This window comes from Massilia sp. DWR3-1-1 (genome assembly GCF_049898325.1).
Lineage (GTDB): Bacteria > Pseudomonadota > Gammaproteobacteria > Burkholderiales > Burkholderiaceae_D > JAFCUW01.
Genome location: NZ_JAFCXL010000003.1, coordinates 122,074 through 138,925, shown reverse-complemented (window position 1 = coordinate 138,925; position 16,852 = coordinate 122,074). Strand labels below are relative to the sequence as shown.

14 protein-coding genes are annotated in these 16,852 nt (G+C 67.2%); 7 read left to right on the top strand and 7 right to left on the bottom strand.

All coding sequences use genetic code 11. From position 1 onward, the window contains the following. Positions 1 to 30: 30 nt before the first annotated feature. From ACP7EY_RS04735 to ACP7EY_RS04720, 4 genes are read right to left on the bottom strand one after another with little or no spacing between them, the layout of a single operon-like run. Positions 31 to 795, bottom strand: coding sequence for a hypothetical protein (locus ACP7EY_RS04735; RefSeq protein WP_426190993.1), 765 nt, complete (start codon positions 793 to 795; stop codon positions 31 to 33). Positions 796 to 816: 21 nt separating this feature from the next. Then, positions 817 to 1,344: an AAA family ATPase gene (locus ACP7EY_RS04730; RefSeq protein ID WP_426190991.1), complete on the bottom strand. Its 528-nt coding sequence runs from the start codon at positions 1,342 to 1,344 to the stop codon at positions 817 to 819. Next, positions 1,341 to 1,958, bottom strand: a complete 618-nt coding sequence (gene pnuC / locus ACP7EY_RS04725) for a nicotinamide riboside transporter PnuC (RefSeq protein ID WP_426190989.1) — start codon at positions 1,956 to 1,958, stop codon at positions 1,341 to 1,343. The genes ACP7EY_RS04730 and pnuC overlap by 4 nt, the downstream gene beginning before the upstream one ends. Beyond that, positions 1,955 to 2,236, bottom strand: a complete 282-nt coding sequence (locus ACP7EY_RS04720) for a helix-turn-helix domain-containing protein (RefSeq protein WP_426190987.1) — start codon at positions 2,234 to 2,236, stop codon at positions 1,955 to 1,957. The genes pnuC and ACP7EY_RS04720 overlap by 4 nt, the downstream gene beginning before the upstream one ends. A gap of 156 nt (positions 2,237 to 2,392) precedes the next feature. Between ACP7EY_RS04720 and ACP7EY_RS04715 the strand changes: the two genes are divergently transcribed. Next, the gene (locus tag ACP7EY_RS04715) at positions 2,393 to 4,351 is read left to right on the top strand and encodes a S9 family peptidase (RefSeq protein ID WP_426190985.1); all 1,959 of its coding nucleotides are present in this window, start codon (positions 2,393 to 2,395) and stop codon (positions 4,349 to 4,351) included. Between the two features lie 71 nt (positions 4,352 to 4,422). Here the strand turns inward: ACP7EY_RS04715 and ACP7EY_RS04710 are convergent, their stop codons facing one another. After that, positions 4,423 to 6,573, bottom strand: coding sequence for a S46 family peptidase (locus ACP7EY_RS04710; protein WP_426190983.1), 2,151 nt, complete (start codon positions 6,571 to 6,573; stop codon positions 4,423 to 4,425). Between the two features lie 93 nt (positions 6,574 to 6,666). Here ACP7EY_RS04710 and ACP7EY_RS04705 point away from each other — a divergent pair, with 93 nt between their 5' ends. From ACP7EY_RS04705 to ACP7EY_RS04680, 6 genes are read left to right on the top strand one after another with little or no spacing between them, the layout of a single operon-like run. After that, a complete protein-coding gene (locus ACP7EY_RS04705) occupies positions 6,667 to 8,052 on the top strand; it encodes an efflux RND transporter periplasmic adaptor subunit (protein ID WP_426190981.1) in 1,386 nt (461 codons plus the stop codon). A gap of 25 nt (positions 8,053 to 8,077) precedes the next feature. Further along, positions 8,078 to 8,740, top strand: a complete 663-nt coding sequence (locus tag ACP7EY_RS04700; RefSeq protein ID WP_426190979.1) for an ABC transporter ATP-binding protein — start codon at positions 8,078 to 8,080, stop codon at positions 8,738 to 8,740. Positions 8,741 to 8,749: 9 nt separating this feature from the next. Further along, complete coding sequence (locus ACP7EY_RS04695; protein ID WP_426190977.1) at positions 8,750 to 9,985, top strand: ABC transporter permease; 1,236 nt, start codon at positions 8,750 to 8,752, stop codon at positions 9,983 to 9,985. After that, a complete protein-coding gene (locus ACP7EY_RS04690; protein ID WP_426190975.1) occupies positions 9,985 to 11,187 on the top strand; it encodes an ABC transporter permease in 1,203 nt (400 codons plus the stop codon). The genes ACP7EY_RS04695 and ACP7EY_RS04690 overlap by 1 nt, the downstream gene beginning before the upstream one ends. An 18-nt stretch (positions 11,188 to 11,205) precedes the next feature. Beyond that, the gene (locus ACP7EY_RS04685) at positions 11,206 to 12,612 is read left to right on the top strand and encodes a sigma-54-dependent transcriptional regulator (protein ID WP_426190973.1); all 1,407 of its coding nucleotides are present in this window, start codon (positions 11,206 to 11,208) and stop codon (positions 12,610 to 12,612) included. Further along, on the top strand, positions 12,609 to 13,949 hold the full coding sequence (locus ACP7EY_RS04680) for a sensor histidine kinase (protein WP_426190971.1): 1,341 nt from the start codon (positions 12,609 to 12,611) through the stop codon (positions 13,947 to 13,949). The genes ACP7EY_RS04685 and ACP7EY_RS04680 overlap by 4 nt, the downstream gene beginning before the upstream one ends. Here the strand turns inward: ACP7EY_RS04680 and ACP7EY_RS04675 are convergent. Beyond that, positions 13,942 to 14,988, bottom strand: a complete 1,047-nt coding sequence (locus ACP7EY_RS04675) for a WD40/YVTN/BNR-like repeat-containing protein (protein ID WP_426190969.1) — start codon at positions 14,986 to 14,988, stop codon at positions 13,942 to 13,944. The two genes, ACP7EY_RS04680 and ACP7EY_RS04675, sit on opposite strands and share 8 nt — an antisense overlap. 437 nt (positions 14,989 to 15,425) lie before the next feature. Then, complete coding sequence (locus ACP7EY_RS04670; protein ID WP_426190967.1) at positions 15,426 to 16,835, bottom strand: efflux transporter outer membrane subunit; 1,410 nt, start codon at positions 16,833 to 16,835, stop codon at positions 15,426 to 15,428. Between the last annotated feature and the right edge of the window lie 17 nt (positions 16,836 to 16,852).

Sequence of the window (16,852 nt, the reverse complement as noted above, 5' to 3'; positions counted from 1 at the left end):
GATGAGCGGGGGCGGCGACGCCGCCCCCGCTCAGAAGACGAACTGCAGCCTGGTCGAAAACGTCTTGCCCCGCGTGGCCGCGTTGGTACCCGCCAGCAGCGCCGCTTCATAGCGCAGCTCCTGCTTGCCGCCCAGGCGCCAGGCGCCCGCCAGCACCGGCCCGGCCCGGTGCGACTGCTGCGCGCGCGGCAGCCACGCATTCCACTGACCCACTTCGCCGAAGCCCTGCACGCCCCCTTGCAGCTTCTCGCTCCAGCGGTACTTGATCTGCCACTGGTAGACCAGTTCGGTCGGCTCGCGCACCTTGCCGTGCAGTTCACGCTGGAAGAACAGATTGGCATTGAACTGCGTACGCCCCACTTCCGTCTGCAGCACCGCGCCGTATTCGACCCCCACTTCGCCCGAGCCGTCGGTGGCGCGCTCGATATTGGTGTGGATGGCCAGGTCGAAGGGATACTCGCCCTGGGTGAGCATGAAGTCGTTCTGCCACTCGGCCGCCACCAGCCGGTGAGTGGCGGCGCCCGCTTTAAAGCCGACCGCCGTCAGCTCCGTGTACCAGCGCGCGCTGACGTTGTAGGCCAGGCCGATTTCGGGCGAGGCCAGCAGCACCCTGCCGTCGAGCTTCGAGGCCCAGTACTTGAAATCGACGGCGCGCTGGCCTTCGTCGGGATAGGTGGTGACCAGGTAGTAGCCGGTGCCGGCCGCCGCCGGCGCGGCAACGCCGGCGCCCGCCAGCACAAGGCTCAGGGCAAGGGCAAGGTGCAGGCATCGGGCAGGCAGTGGCGTACGGCGCATAGTGTTCTCGCAGGTGGCGGTTCAGGCGGGGGCGGACAAGGCGGCCAGCAGCGGCGCGCTGTGCGCCAGCCGCTGCGCCAGGCTGCCCGTGAGCAGGGTGTAGGCGATGTGCTGGCGGTGCAGGCGCGTCAGCAGGGCCGCGTGCACTTGCAGGCGCACGGCGGCCGACTCGCGCTGGAGGCCGTCGGCAATCCACGGACCGTCGGGCGCCGCCACCAGCGTCAGCGCGTAATCGTGGCCGTGCGCCAGCGCCTCCAGCTCGGCCGGCACGCGGCCCCAGTAAATCTCGCTGTAGACCGCCGTCATCAGGGGCGTGGTGTCGCAAAACAGCAGGCCGCGCGCGCTCGTCGCGAGCGCCGCTTCGTGCGCCAGCTGGGTGCGGGCGATGCCGATCTGGTCGTGCTCGAAGGGCACGCGCGCGGCCGTCTCGACGAATTCGCGCAGGTATTCGGGCACCCAGGCAGTGTCCCAGTGCGCCGCCAGCGCCGCCGTCAGGGTCGACTTGCCGGTCGACTCGGCGCCCAGCACGGCGATGCGCCGCGCCCTCACGGCAGCGTGCTCCCGGCGCGCGGGATGGTGCGCCGCCACGCCACCAGCCCGGCCACCGCCATCGCCACGAACAGCGCGTACAGCACCCCCGTCAACAGCAGTCCCTTGTAGACGTACAGGCCGACGTAGAGCACATCGACGACGATCCAGGCGTGCCAGTTCTCCAGCTTTTTACGCGACAGCAGCACCTGCCCCACCAGGCTGCCGGCGGTCAGGAAGCCGTCCGTGTGCGGCACATCGGTGTTGGTGTAGCTGCGCAGGAACCACGACAGCAGCAGGTAGCCCAGCAGCCAGCCGACGCCGGCGGCGATCCAGCCGGTCCGGTCGAGCCTCGACACGGCCAGCTGGCGCCGGCCGCCGCCATCGGCGCCGCCGTGCAGCCAGCTGTACCAGCCCCACACGGAGACGACGATGAACACCAGCTGCAGGCCGGCGTCGCCATACAGGCGCGAATTGAAAAACACCACGCCGTAGGCGGCCGAGGAGACGATGGCGAACAGCCAGGCCCAGTGGTTCTGGCGGATATTGAGCGCCACCGTGGTCACCGACAGGATGAAGGCGAGCACTTCGAACAGGGTCGTGTGCAGGCCGAGCAGGACGAGGGGATCGTTCATCGCGCGCCCTCCGCCGGCGCCGGCGGCAGCGTCAGCGACAGGCGCGGCTGCAGGCCGGCGCGCGCGGCCAGCCGCACCAGCAGGTCGAGGCTGAAGTGGGCCGTCTTGCCATGCTTGATTTCAGACACGCGCGCCTGCGTCGTGCCCAGCACGGCGGCGGCCGCGCGCTGGGTCAGGCCGGCGCCGCGCAGCCACAGTTCGAGCGCGGCGCCGAGGGCGGCGCGCATGGCCAGCTCTTCCGGCCCGGGCGAACTTGCTTGCAAAGTCGATTCATTCATGCCAGCGAGTATGCCAACTGCGCGCCAGTTATGCAACATTTTGCATAAATGTCTCTTTATTGCCGCATGAGAAATATTTTTTCAATTTCGCATGCAAAGTCGATATAATTTTTTGTCAATTTTTACAAAGGCACACCGCCTGCCATGGAGACCCTGATGACTTTGCGTTCGTCCCTGCTGTTTACCGCGCTTGCAGCCTGTTTTACCCTTGCTGCGCAAGCGGCGCCGTCGAAAGTGCCGCTGTCCGCCTTCGTGCAGGAGCCGCAATTTAGCAATCCGCGCCTTTCCCCCGACGGCAAACACATCGCCATCATCGTGCGCATCGCGCAGGGCGACCGCTTCATCCCCATCCTGACCTTTTATTCCCTGCCCGATCTGAAGGTTGTCGGCCAGATGCGCTTTCCCGTATTCCAGCTGCCGCTCGATTATGAGTGGGTCAGCAACACCCGCCTGGCCATCACCAAGGGGCGTGAACTCGGTTCGCGCGAAGCCCCCGTTTCGACCGGAGAAATCGTCGCCACCGAAGTGGACGGCTCAAAGCAGGAGTATCTGTTCGGCTACGAGATGTTCAAGTTTAGCAGCCGCGGCGCGCGCTACGGCGACGACCACGCCCACGGCAGCATCGCCGCCTTGCCGCCCGTGTTGAACAATCACCTGTATATCCGCGCCAATCCGTGGAACGACAACAAGAGCGCACACACCTATTTGTACGATGTCGACACCCGTACCGGCGCCCGCAAGCAGCTCGCCGATGTCGCCGAATCAGGCCTGCGCTTCGCCATGCAACCGGACGGCACACCCCGCTTCGCCTACGGCAGCGACGAGAACCACAATCCACGCTTGTACCGCTTCGTCGACGCCACCGGCAATTTCGAGAAAATCGATCCGAAGGGGTTTCAAATGGCGCCGCTGCGGTTTTCGCCCGACGGCGGCGAATTTATCGCCAGCTATTCAGCCAATGGCGAGGCCCCCAGCTTGATCCGGGAAAACCTGGCAAGCGGGCAGCGCACGACGATCTACAAGGACCCGGGCGCCGGTATTGGCACCCTGATGAGCACCTCGCGCAAGGTGCTGCCGTTTGCCGGCCTGATCGCCGTCGGCAAGCCGAAAGCGGTGTATTTCAACGACGCCGATGAGGGCGCCAAGCTGCACAAGCTGCTCGCCGCCCAGTTTCCCGACGACGTGGTGCACTTCATCGATTTCACTGAAGACGGCAAGCTGGTGCTGTTCGCCGTCGATAGCGATCGCGACCCGGGCAGCTATTACCTGTTCAACAAATCGACCGGCAAGGCCGATCTGCTCTTTAGCGCCATGCCCGACATCGAACCGGACGACATGGCGCCCCGCCGCCCGTTCACCTTCAAGAACCGCGAAGGCATGGATCTGCATGGCTATGTGACAATGCCGGCCCATGCGGCCGGCGCCAAGGTGCCGTTCGTGCTGTTGCCGCATGGCGGTCCGATCTCCGCCGACCGCTGGTATTTCGACCGCGACGCCCAGTTCCTGGCCAGCCGCGGCTACGCCGTCGTGCAGGTCAATTTCCGCGGCTCGGCCGGTCGCGGCGCGAACTTCGAAAATGCCGGTTATCGCCAGTGGGGCGGCAAGATCATGGACGACCTGGTCGACGCCGTGAAGTGGGTCTCGACCAACGGCCAGATCGACCCGGCCCGCGGCTGCGTGTACGGCGCCAGCTTCGGCGGCTATTCGGCGCTGATGCTGGCCGCGCGCGAACCGACCCTGTTCAAGTGCGCGGTCGGCTACGCCGGGGTGTACGACCTCAAACGCATCTTCAAGGAAGACGCCACGATCCGGCGCAAGTCGACCTATAACTACTGGGTCAACGCGATCGGCCTGGACGACGCCGAACTGGCGCGCTTTTCGCCCGTCACCCTGGCCGAAAAAATCACCGTGCCCGTGCTGCTGATCCACGGTGGCAATGACGAAACGGCGCCGCCCGTGCAGGCCAAGGTCATGCGCGAAGCCTTGATCAAGGCCGGCCGGCCGCCCGAGTGGCTGTTCGCGCCCAACGAAGGCCACGGCTTCTACGACACCAGGAACGCCACCGAGATGTACCAGACGCTCGAGGCTTTCCTCGCCAAGAACATCGGCAAATAAGCGCACCGTCACATACAAAAAGGCCGCACCGGCAATTGCCGGTGCGGCCTTTTTACGATGCCGTCTGGTGCTTATTTTTTCGGATACTTGATCGTCATTTCCTTGATCAGGTTATCGGCGTGGTCGACTTCCTGCATCACCCACAGCATGTAGCGGATGTCGACGTGGATGGCGCGGGTGATGGCACTGTCGAAATAGAAGTCCTTGGTGATCGATTCATAGGTCGAATCGAAATTGAGGCCGACCAGTTCGCCGCGCTTGTTCATGACGGCCGAGCCGGAGTTGCCGCCGGTGGTGTCGGCGCTCGACAGGAAGTTGACCGGCACGGTGTGCAGTACCGGGTCGGCGTACACGCCAAAGCGGCGCGCCTTGATCGCTTCGAGCAGGGGCTTGGGCGCGTTGAACGGGTCCTTGCCGGTGTGCTTCTCGACGATGCCGTCGACGGTGGTGAACGGGCCCTTGATGACGCCATCGCGGGCGACGTACGGCGCCACCGTGCCGAAGGTGACGCGCAGGGTCGAGTTGGCGTCCGGGTAGACCGGCTTGCCCTGGCTCTTCTTCCAGGCGATGACGGCGCTCATGTACTGGGGGATCACCTTTTCCAGGTTGCCCGCCACTTCCTTGCGGCGGCTTTCCAGCGCCATCGACACGTCCTGCATCTTGACGGACTGCTTGATCATAGGGTCGTCCGACTTGCGGAAGGCGTCGGCGTCGCGCGTGAGCCAGGCCAGGCGCTTGGCGGTGTCGCCAAGTTCGGTGCCCTTGTACATGGCCGGCACCGCGGCGGCGGCCGGCATCAGCGCGTCCAGGCCGGCCGGGCGCATCTTCGCCGGCAGCCTGGCGTAGCGCTGCAGGGCGGCGCTGTAGCGCGCCTCGTCGACGCTGGCGACAAACGACTGCTCGAGGCGGGTCAGGCGCGCCTTGATGAAGGGCAGGTCGCGTTCCTGGTAGCCGGGCTCGCGCTTGGCGTCCGGCTTGGCCCGTTCGATAGCCAGGCGGTACAGGATGCGTGCGCTGTAGAGCAGGTCGCTGTGGTTGGCGACCGACCAGGCGTAGTCCTCGTCGGACATGGCCATGTCGGCGGCGATCACGGCGTCGAGGTCGGACAGCATGGTGCGGTTGGGCGCGGCGGCCGGATTTTTCGCCAGCCAGGCGCGGAACTCGGCGTCCTGCACGTCCTTGATGGCAGCGACGTCCTTGCGGGCGAAGCCGTCCATCAGGCCTTGGGTCTTCTTCATGACGTTGTTGATGCTCTTGACGACGCTGGCGTAGCGCACGTCGTAGGCGGGATTGCCCATGGTGGCGGCGGCGATGACGGCCAGGTCGGCCTGCATGCCGGCCACCCGCATGGGAAAGTCGCTGTCGCGGGCGAAGCGGATTTCCGCCGGCAGTTTGTAGCGGCTGGTGCGGCCCGGATAACCGGCCAGCAGGATCGGATCGCCGTTTTTCAGGCCCTCGGCCGAGACGACCAGGAAATCCTTCGATTTGTACGGCACGTTATCGGGCGACGGATCGGCCGGGCGGCCATCCTTGCCCACGTAGGCGCGCAGGAACGAGAAATCGCCCGTGTGGCGGGGGAACTCGTAGTTGTCGATGTCGCCGCCGTAGTTGCCGATCATGTCGGACGGCGCGTACACCAGGCGCACGTCGCGGATCATCATCTGGCGGATGCGGTAGTACTCGAGGCCCCGGTGGAAGGCCGGCACCGAGCAGCGATAGGCCTTGTCGGACTCGCACTCGGCGGTCAAGGCCTTGATGCGACTTTGCACTTCTTCGTGGCGCTCGCGCCCCGGCATGGTCGGCGAGAGGCCCTTGAGCACGCGCTCGGTGACGTTTTCGACCTTGTCCGTCACGTACACCTGCAAGGTGGGGCCGCCCGGCAGTTCGGCCGCGCGGTCCTTGGCCAGGAAGCCGTTGACGATGTAATTGTGCTCGGGCGTCGAGTTGCGCTGGATCGCCGCGTAGCCACAGTGGTGGTTGGTGACGATCAGGCCATCGGTCGAGACGAACGCGGCCGAACAGCCGCCGGTGGAGACGATGGCGCTCATCGGGTGCTTCGACAGGTCGGTCAGTTTGTCGACCGGGATGGTGATGCCGATGCGTTTGAGTTCGGACTTGAGCTGGGTAAGCTGGTGCGGTTGCCACTGGCCTTCGTCGGCGCGGGCTGGGGTGGCGACAACGGCGCCCAGCAAGGCGACAGGCAAGACGATCGATTTGAACAAGATGAAATCCCCGGATGGTTTTATTAGGTATCAGGTACTGCGACCCGGCAGTATATATCAGCGCAATCGCCCCCGACAGGGGCACGCGGCGCCATGTGTCCGGATTCGGACAGCGCTGGCCGCTACCGCACAGGTGGCGCCGGCGCCCTGCCCTGCGACGCCCCTGCTGCACCGCGCGGCGGCGCTGGCACGGCGCTTGCTGTATCAAAGGATCGCCAGCTCCACTACCCCATGGACCACGCCCTCTCCCCCGCCCTGATTGAACGCCGCCGCGCCCTGCAAATGGCCGCCGTGTGCCTGGCGCTGGCCGCCTGCGCCGCCGCCGCCTGGGCCGTGCAGCGCGCCGTCCAGCCATCGATCGGCGCCGCCGAGCTGCGCGTGGCGACGGTGCGGCGCGGCGACATCGCCAACACCATCAGCGCCGCCGGCGTGGTCATTCCCGTGCACGAGGAACTGGTGTCGAGCCCGATCCAGACCCACGTGGCGCACGTGCACGCGAAACTGGGCCAGGAGGTCAAGGCGGGCGAACTGCTGCTCACACTCGACGACGCCGCCGTGCGGCTGGCGCTCGACGCCGTCAAGGAACAACTGGCGCAACAGGACAACCGCATCGTCTCGCTGACGCTGGAGATGGAGCAAAAGCGCAAGCAGCTCGCCAGCAGCATCGAACTGCTGGCGCTGGATTTGCAAAGCGCCCAGGCCAGGCTGCAGCGCTTTAACACCTTGCGCAAGAGCGGCGCGGTGTCGGGCGAAGACCTGCTGACGGCCGAGCTGAACGTCGAGCGCGCCCAGATCCAGCTGCGCCAGAGCCGTGAGGCGATCGAGGACGGCAAGCGCGCCACCGCCAGCAACGTCGACGGCGCCCGCCTGCAGCAGGCGATCCTGCGCAAGCAGCTCGAACAGCAGCAAGTGCTGCTGGCCCATACCAGCGTGCGCGCGCCGTTCGCCGGCATGGTCAGCGCCCTGATGGCCGAGGAAGGCGCCAGTGTCGCCACCGGCCAACTGGTGGCGAAGGTGTCGGAGATGAACAACTACCGGGTCGAAGCGACGCTGTCGGACTTTCATGCGCGCGCCATCGAGGCGGGCCAGCGCGTGACGGTGACGCAGAACGGCCGCCGCATCGACGGCCAGGTGCAAACCATCCTGCCCGAGATTCAAAACGGCGCCATCAAGCTGCTGCTGACGCTGGCCGCGCCGCACGATGCGCAGCTGCGCAACAAGATGCGGGTCGATGTCGACATCGTCACCGCCACCACCGGCAACGCCCTGCTGGTCGACGCCGGCGAGGCCTTCAACGGGCGCGGCGCGCAAGCGGCGTTCGTCGTCGGCAACGGCGAGGCGCAGCGACGCGACATCGAGATCGGCGCCAGCGACGGCCAGTCGCTGCAGATTGTCAAAGGTGCGCGCGAGGGCGAGCGCCTGATCGTCTCGAGCGTGGCGCGCTTCAAGGATGCCCAGCGCATCCGCATCACCGAATAACCCTGTCACTACCGAGGAAACAAGCATGATCGAACTGAACAACGTCAGCAAGACCTACCGCACCGACAAGGTCGAGACACTGGCCCTGAGTGGCATCGACCTGCACGTGCGCAAGGGCGAATTTGTCGCCATGATGGGCCCCAGCGGCTGCGGCAAGAGCACCCTGCTCAACCTGATCGGCCTGCTCGACCGGCCCGGCGCGGGCAGTGTCGCCATCGACGGCATCCCCATCAAGACCTACCGCGACAAGCAGGTGGCCCAGCTGCGCAACAGCACCTTCGGCTTCATCTTCCAGAGCTTTCACCTGATCCCCGATCTGCGCGTGATCGACAACGTCGAGCTGCCCCTGCTCTACCGCAGCATGGCGGCGGGCCAGCGGCGGGCGGCAGCGCGCGCCGCGCTCGAACAGGTGGGCCTGGGCGCGCGCATGGACCACTACCCGAACCAGCTCTCGGGCGGCCAGCAGCAGCGGGTGGCGATCGCCCGCGCCATGGTGGGACGGCCGCAGGTGCTGCTGGCCGACGAGCCCACCGGTAACCTCGACAGCAAGATGGGCGCCGAAGTGATGGAGATCCTGCTGGAGCTCCATCGCGCCGGCACCACCGTCGTCATGGTCACCCACGACGAGCGCGAGGCCAAACTGGCCGGGCGCACCGTGCGCGTGTTCGACGGCCAGCTCGTCGCGTAAGGGGCCGCCATGCTGCGTCATACCCTGCTCAACGCCTGGGGCGTTTTCATGCGCCGCAAGATGTTCACGGCGATTAACCTGCTGTGCATCGTTCTCACCCTGACCGTGCTGATGGTCGTCACCGCCCTGCTCGAGCACGCGTTCCATCCGCGCGGCGTGGAGGGCAAAAGCGCCCGCTTCCTGCAGGTGTTCACGCTCAACGCCGAGGGCCCGCACACCACCATCAACAGCCCGCTGGGCTACCGGATCATCGAAAAATATTTACAACCCATGCGCAGCGTGGAGATGGTAGCCGTGTCCGGCCTGCCGCAGACGGTGTCGGTCTACCAGGGCGAACGGGTGAGCAAGCTGCAAATGCGCCTGACCGACGCCGCCTACTGGAAGGTGCTCGATTTCCGCGTGCTGGCCGGGCGCGTGCTCGACGCCGACGACGTCGCCCAGGGGCGACTCAACGCGGTGATCAACGCCAGCACGGCCAAGCGGCTGTTCGGCGGCGCCACCGCGCCGGGCCAGCGCCTCAGCGTGGGCGGGCGCAGCTTCACCGTGGTGGGCGTGGTGGCCGACGAAATCCACGTCAACGCCTACGCCGACCTGTGGGTCCCGCTCACCAGCGCGCCGTCGTCCGACTACCGCACCCAGTTCTCGGGCGAATTTACCGCCCTGCTGCTGGCCCGCCATGCCGACGACCTGCCGCTGATCGTCCAGGAGGTGGCGGCCATTTCCGCCACCATCGTCCACGACGACCCCAAAAAAATCCGCAGCACGCACCTGTGGGCCGACAGCAAGATCGACCTGTTCGCCCGCAACCTGATCGGCAACAACGCCAGCGCCGACTCCGGCGCCGCCACGCTGGTGATCCTGATCGCCGTCGCCATGCTGCTGTTCATGCTGCTGCCGGCGCTCAACCTGGTCAATCTGAACATGGGCCGCATCATGGAGCGGCGCGCCGAGATCGGCGTGCGCAAGGCCTTCGGCGCCACCAGCGCGCAACTGGTGCGCCAGCTGATCGTCGAAAACCTGCTGCTGTGCGGCGTCGGCGGCCTGCTCGGCCTGGTGGGCGCCCGGCTGGCGCTGTGGTGGATCGAAGGGGCCCAGCTGATTCCCTACCTGGCCGTCGACATCGACCTGGCCGTGTTCGGCTGGGGCATGCTGCTCACGTTGATATTCGGCCTGCTGTCGGGGGTGATCCCCGCCTGGAAGATGGCGCGCCTCGATCCTGTTCATGCCCTCAAGGGAGCTGCCTGATGTTGAACCATATGATGAAGCTGGTGTGGAAGCGCAAGACCCGCCACCTGATGGTGAGCCTGGAAATACTGATCGCCTTTGTGCTGGTGTTCGGCGTGCTCGCTTTCGGCGCCCGCATGGCACAGCTCTACAGCATGCCGATCGGCTTTTCCTACACCGATGTATGGTCGGTGCGCATGCGCACGGCCGACCGTGACTACCGCAACAGCGATCCGGCCCGCTACGACGCCTTCCGGCGCAGCGTGGAAGCGATGCCGCAAGTGGAAAAAGTGGCCTTTTCCACCTACTCGCCGTATGGCCGGCAGATCCAGCGCACCGATTTTGTCGCCCCCGGCGGCGGCGGCCGCGTGTTCGTCCACATGCAATCGGCCAGTGACGACTATGCCGCCACCGCCGCCGTGCCGCTGCTGCAGGGGCGCTGGTTCTCGGCGCAGGACGATGGCGCCGGCGCCATCCCGGTGGTGATCGACCGCGGCCTGGCCCAGCGCCTGTTCCCCGGCCAGTCGGCGCTGGGCCGCGAATTCTCCGACAGCGAGCCCGATGACAAGTCGCCGCGCACTCTGAAGGTGGTGGGGGTGATCGAAGGCTTTCGCAGCCAGGGCGAGCTGATGTCGCCCGTGTACTTCATGTTCGTGCGCTTCGTGGCGGCCACCTCCAGCGACAGCGTCGGCACCATCCTGATCAAGACGCGTCCCGGCACCGCGCGTGGCTTCGAGGCGGACCTGAACCGGCGCCTGAAACTGGTGCGCAACGATCTCAGTTACGAGATCGCCCCGCTGGCCGACCTGCGCGCGGACATCCTCAACAGCGCCTTCATTCCCCTGATCGTGTTCGCCGTGATCGCCGTGTTCATGCTGCTGATGGTGGCGTTCGGCCTGTTCGGGGTGCTCTGGCAAAGCACCAGCGCGCGCATTCCGGAAATCGGCCTGCGCCGCGCGGTGGGCGCCTCCCGCGCCGCCATCTACGGCCAGATCATCGGCGAGCAATTGCTGCTGTCGACGCTGGCGATGGCGCTCGCCCTGCTCTTGCTGGTGCAGTTGCCCCTCACGCGCGCCTTCGGTGACAGCCTGAACTGGCAGGTGTTCGGCGCCGCCAGTGCCCTGTCGATGGGCGTGATCTATCTGTTATCCTTGGCCTGCTCGCTGTACCCGGCCTGGCGCGCCAGCCGCATGAGCCCTACCCAGGCGCTCCACTATGAATAGTTTGCAGGATCCCCTTCGTTGAAACCGCCCGACATGCCGCCCCCACGCGCCCGGATCCTGATCGTCGACGACGACCAGGCCGTGCAAATTTCGCTGGCCCTGCTGCTCAAGCAGGCCGGTTACGCCACCGCCTGCTGTGACGACGCCGAGGCGGCGCTGGCGCGCTTGTCCGACGCGGCCTTTGACCTGGTCCTGCAGGACATGAATTTTTCCCTGCAAACGAGCGGTGAGGAAGGACTCGACCTGCTGGGCCAGATCCGCCAGCGCTGGCCGGCGCTGCCGGTGCTGTTGATGACGGCCTGGGGCTCGATCGCGCTGGCGGTCAAGGGCGTGCAGGCGGGCGCCGCCAATTTCTTCACCAAGCCGTGGGACAATCTGCAACTGGTGCAACTGGTGCAGGCGACCTTGCAGGCGCAGGCGCCAGCGCCGGCGGCGGGCGAGCTGTCCGCCCACGGCGGACGCGCCGCGCTCGACAAGAAATTCGATTTCTCCGCCATCGTCGGCGAGCACCCGGCGATCCTGCGCGTGCTGGCCACCATCGGCCAGGTCGCCGCCACCCGCGCCCCCGTGCTGATCCTGGGCGAGAGCGGCACCGGCAAGGAGCTCATCGCCGACGCCATCCACGCCAACAGCCCGCGCGCCCGGCGCGCCGCCGTCAAAATCAATATGGGGGCGATCACGTCCTCGCTGTTCGAGAGCGAGATGTTCGGCCACGTGCGCGGCGCCTTCACCGACGCCAGGACCGACCGCAAGGGCCACATCGCCTGCGCCGACGGCAGCACCCTGTTCCTCGACGAGATCGGCGAACTCAATCGCGCCGACCAGGTCAAGCTGCTGCGCGTGCTGCAGGACCAGACCTTTCAGCCGGTGGGCGCCAGCCGCAGCGAGCAGGCCGACGTGCGGGTGGTGTCGGCCACCAACTGCGAGCTGGCCGAACTGGTGGCCAGCGGCGATTTTCGCGAAGACCTGTTCTATCGCCTGAACCTGATCACCATCCGCCTGCCGCCCCTGCGCGAGCGGCGCAGCGACATCGCCGCGCTGGCGCGCCACATCGTCACCGAGGTCGCCGCCAGCTACGCCCTGCCGACGCCGTCGATCAGCGCGCAGGCGCTCGACTGGCTGGCGGCGCAGCCCTGGCCCGGCAATATCCGCCAGCTCAAGCAAACGCTTGAGCGCACCATGCTGCTGTGCGGCTCGAGCCAGCTCACCCACGCCGACTTTCTCGCCGGCGAACCCGGCGACGGCGCCGCCGCGGGCGAGCCGGCGCTGGCGGTGGGCGGCATGACGCTCGACCAGGTCGAGCGCCACATGATCGAAACGGCGCTGACCCAGCACCTGGGCAATATCTCGGCGGTGGCGCGCGCGCTGGGCCTGTCGCGCGCGGCCCTGTACCGCCGGCTGGAACGGCACGGCATCGCCGCATGAGCGTCATGCGACTGACCTTGCGCCAGCGCCTGCTGGGCTACCTGCTGCTGGTGCACGGCGCCGGCCTGCTGCTGGCGGCCAGGCTGTTGCTGCCATCGCCCCTGCTGTTCGTCGGCGTCGAACTCCTGATCCTGGCCAGCCTGGCGGGCGGCGTGTGGCTGATGCAGCGCGCCCTGCAGCCGCTGGGCTACACGGAGCGCTTTCGCGACCTGCTGCAAGAGCAGCAGTACAGCGGCCGCCTGGCCCTGACCGGCACGCCCGAGCTCGATCGCTTGATCGACGTCTTCAATACCATGCTGGGGGCGCTGTACCAGGAGCGCCTGGCGATCGGCGAGCAGCGCGGCTTTCTCGCCCAGTTGCTCGATGCGACGCCGGCGGCGGTGGTGGTGTTCGACTTCGACGGCGCCGTCAGCCTGGTCAACGCCAGCGCCGTGGCGCTGCTGCAGTTGCAGGCGCCGCAGGGGCGGCCGCTGGCCGCGGCGGCCGGCAGCGCCCGCAGCGCCGCCCTGCTGGCGCAACTGGAGGCGCTCACGCTGGGCCCGGGCACGCTGCTGACCGATCTCGAAGGACGCCGCTACCGCGCCCAGCGGGGCCAGTTTTTCGACCGCGGTTTCGCCCGCGATTTCCTGATGGTCGAGGAATTGACGATCGAGCTCGAACGCTCGGAACGGGCCACCTACGACAAATTGATCAAGGTGCTGGCGCACGAAGTGAACAACACGGTGGCGGCCACCGGCTCGGTGCTCGATTCGCTGCTGTTTTACCGCGCCCAGCTCGCGCCCGACGACGGCGTCGACTTCGCCACCGCCATCGACGCCGTCCAGCGCCGCAACCGCAGCATGGGCGAGTTCATCGAGCGCTTCACCCGCGTCGTCAAGATGCCCGACCCGGAACTGCGCCCGGTCGACATTGGCGCCATGGTCGACGACATCGTCTGGCTCAATCGCGAGCAGTGCAAGCGGCTGGGCATCGCGCTGGTATGGACGCGCCGCGACGCGCTGGCGCCGTGGCCGATGGACGCCCAGTTGATCGAGCAGGCGCTCATCAACATCGTCAAGAACGCCATCGAAGCGGTCGCCGCCAGCGCTGCGCCCGAGCGGCGCATCGAACTGGCGCTGGCGGCCAGCGGGGCCGGCGCGCGGCTGACCATCAGCGACAGCGGCAACCTGCTGGGCGAAGCGCCCGCGCGCCAACTGTTTACCCCGTTTTTCAGCACCAAGAAGGGCGGCCAGGGCATCGGCCTGATGTTCGTGCGCGAGGTGCTCAGCCGCCACGGCTTTGGCTACCGGCTGGCGGCGGACCAGGGCATGACCCGCTTCGAGATCGCCTTTACTTGAGCGACGGCCCCACGTACTTCATCAACAGGCCCTTGGGGCCGATGGCCCACCCCGTCGCCGGGCTGGCGAAGGCCACCGTGTTGAGCGGCGTGGTGTCGAGCACGGTCCAGCTGCGCCCGCCATCGCGCGAGTAGCCGGAGCCGGCCAGGCCGGCCGCCACGTAGCTGGGGGTGCCGGCGATGGGCGTCACCACCGACATATAGCCCACTGGCAGGATCGCCACCGGCGTCCAGCTGGCGCCGCCGTCGTCGCTGCGCGCGCCGTTCACGCCCGCCATGGTTTTTTCCTTGTAGTCGCCGCCGGCCACCATGCCGTGGCGGGGGTCGGCGAAGGCGACGGAAAACGCCCCGCGCGCCGGTGCGCCGGCGGCGATCGGCAAGCTGGCCGCGCGCCAGCTGGCGCCCCGGTCGCTCGAGTGAAACACGCGCGCGCTGGCGGCGCCGCCGGTGACGATCCAGGCATCCTGGCTGCCGGCCACCGACAGGCAGCTGCCGCTGGCGGCGAAGGCGCCTTCCTTGGGCAGCGCGTCCAGCCCGGCGCTGGCCAGTGCCTGCCAGCTCACGCCGCCGTCGCTGGTGGCGTAGGTTTGAAAGCGGCCCGCCACCGGGTCGCCGAACAGCAGGCCGTGGTCCTTGTCCCAGAACGCGATGGCGTCCCAGAAGCCGTCGGCGAAGGTGTTGGTGGCCAGCAGGCGCCAGCTGGCGCCGCCGTCGTCGCTGCGGTAGATACGCGAGGCCTCGCCGGGCCCGGCGCTCATGACGATGGCGCTGTTGGCGTCGATGGCGTGGATGTCGCGAAAATCGAGCTTGTCGGCGCCCGGCACCTGGAGCGCCTGCCAGTGGGTCCCGTCGACGGTACGCAGCACGGTGCCACGGGCGCCGCTGGCCCAGGCAACGCTGGCGCTGACAACCGACAGCCCGCGCAATTCCGCGCTGGTATTACTGGCAACCGCCACCCACGGCGGCCCCGCCGGCACGCTGGCGCAGGCGGAGAACAAGAGGGGCAACAAGGACACGAAGGGCAACAGGAAGAGACGCATAAAACTCCTTCAAACAAAAGTGAAACCCTACTTTTGTTTGGTTTAGTCAGGCAAAAATTCCCGGCGAAGCCGGGCCTTTTTGAGATGAACGCAAACCCGATTCGGATCTGCCATCGCCTCGGGGAACAGCGCATGCAACGAAGCACAATTCTACCCCGGCAGTAAAACGATGCGCACAAATCGCGGCAACCTACGAGGCAACGCCAGATCAGACTCGGCTCTCCGTCCCCTAAAAAATCATCTGGCTCCGCCGGTGATTCGCAGTAAACCCGCGCGCACGAATCGATTGACTCTACGAGGCGACGCCAGATCAGACTCGGGTCTGCGTCCCCTAAAAAATCATCTGGCTCCGCCAGTGATTTTTACCTGACCATCTTTGCGCCTCTAAGCCGGTGTACCCCTCAGCATCTCAAATCAAATCAAACAAAAGTAGGTTTTCACTTTTGTTTGCCAAAATCCCCCCCCAACGCCTGAATCAACGCCACCGCCGTCGTCTGCCGCTCCGCCTGCGACTGCGCCAGCGACCGGCGCGCCGACAGCGCCGTGGCCTGCGCCTGCACCACTTCCGTGTAGCTGACCTGGCCCGCCTTGTAGCGATTCAAGATCTGCGTTTCGACCTGGTCGGCCGCGTCCGAGGCCTGGCGGCGCAGCACCTGCTGCTGGGCCAGGATGCGGGTGGCGGTCAATTGGTCTTCGACGTCGGCGAAGGCGGTTAGCACGGTCTGGCGGTAGCGCGCGGCGGCCGCTTCCTGGCGCGCGCTGGCGCCGGCGACGGCGGCGCGGGTGGCGCCGCCATTGAACACCGTCTGCGCGGCCGACAGGCCCAGCGACCAGACGGCAGTCGATACGCTGAACAAGTCGCTCACCGCGGAGCCGCCCGTGGCGTACGAGCCGGACAGGCCGATGTTCGGATAATAAGCGGCTTGTGCGACGCCGATGTCGGCATTGGCGGCCGCCACCAGGCGCTCGGCGGCGGCGATGTCGGGACGGCGCTGTAACAGGCTCGACGGCACCCCCACCGGCACCGCCGGCACATTGACCACCCACGGCGCCACCGGCAGGCTGAAGTCGGACGCCGCCCGGCCCAGCAGGATGGCAATCGCATGCTCGAGCTGGGCGCGCTGGCGCTCCAGGCCCAGGTCGTCGCTCTGCGTTTGCGCCAGCTGCGTCTGCGCCTGCAGCACGTCGGTCCTGGCGGCGATGCCGGCATCGAAGCGGTTGCGGGTGATCTGCAGCACCCGCTCATAGCCGGTGATGGTCTGCCGGACCAGGGCGCGTTCGGCGTCGATCTCGCGCAGGCTGAAGTAATTGATCGCCAGCTCGCCCTGCGCCGACAGGGTGGCCGAAGCCAGGTCGGCGGCGCTGGCCTGGGCGCTGGCCTGGGCGCCCGTCACGCCCGCGCGCAGGCGGCCCCACACATCGGGCTCCCAGCTGCCGCCGATCGACAGGCGATAGCTCTTGTTGTTGGCGCCGCTGCCGCCGCCACCGGAACGGTCGGCGCCGCCATTGAGCGTCACCGCCGGCAGCAACTGCGCGCGCTGCTGGGACACGGCGGCGCGGGCGGCGGCGTAATTGGCGACGGCGACGGCGACGTTCTGGTTGTCGACGCGCACGCGTGCGGCCAGTTCGTTGAGGCGCTCGTCGTTGAACAAGGTCCACCAGGGGCCCCGCTCGAGCGCGTCGGCGGGGGCCGCCAGCTGCCACGGGCCGGCTTCCTTGAAGGCGGCCGGCTGCGGCGTGGCCGGCAACTGGTAGGCGGGGCCGACGGCGCAGGCGCCCAGCAGGCCGGCGGCGAGCAGGCAGGCTGCGAGGGTGGCAAGGCGGGTCGGGCGCAAAGTCGAATTCATCAAATGTCAGTCACAGT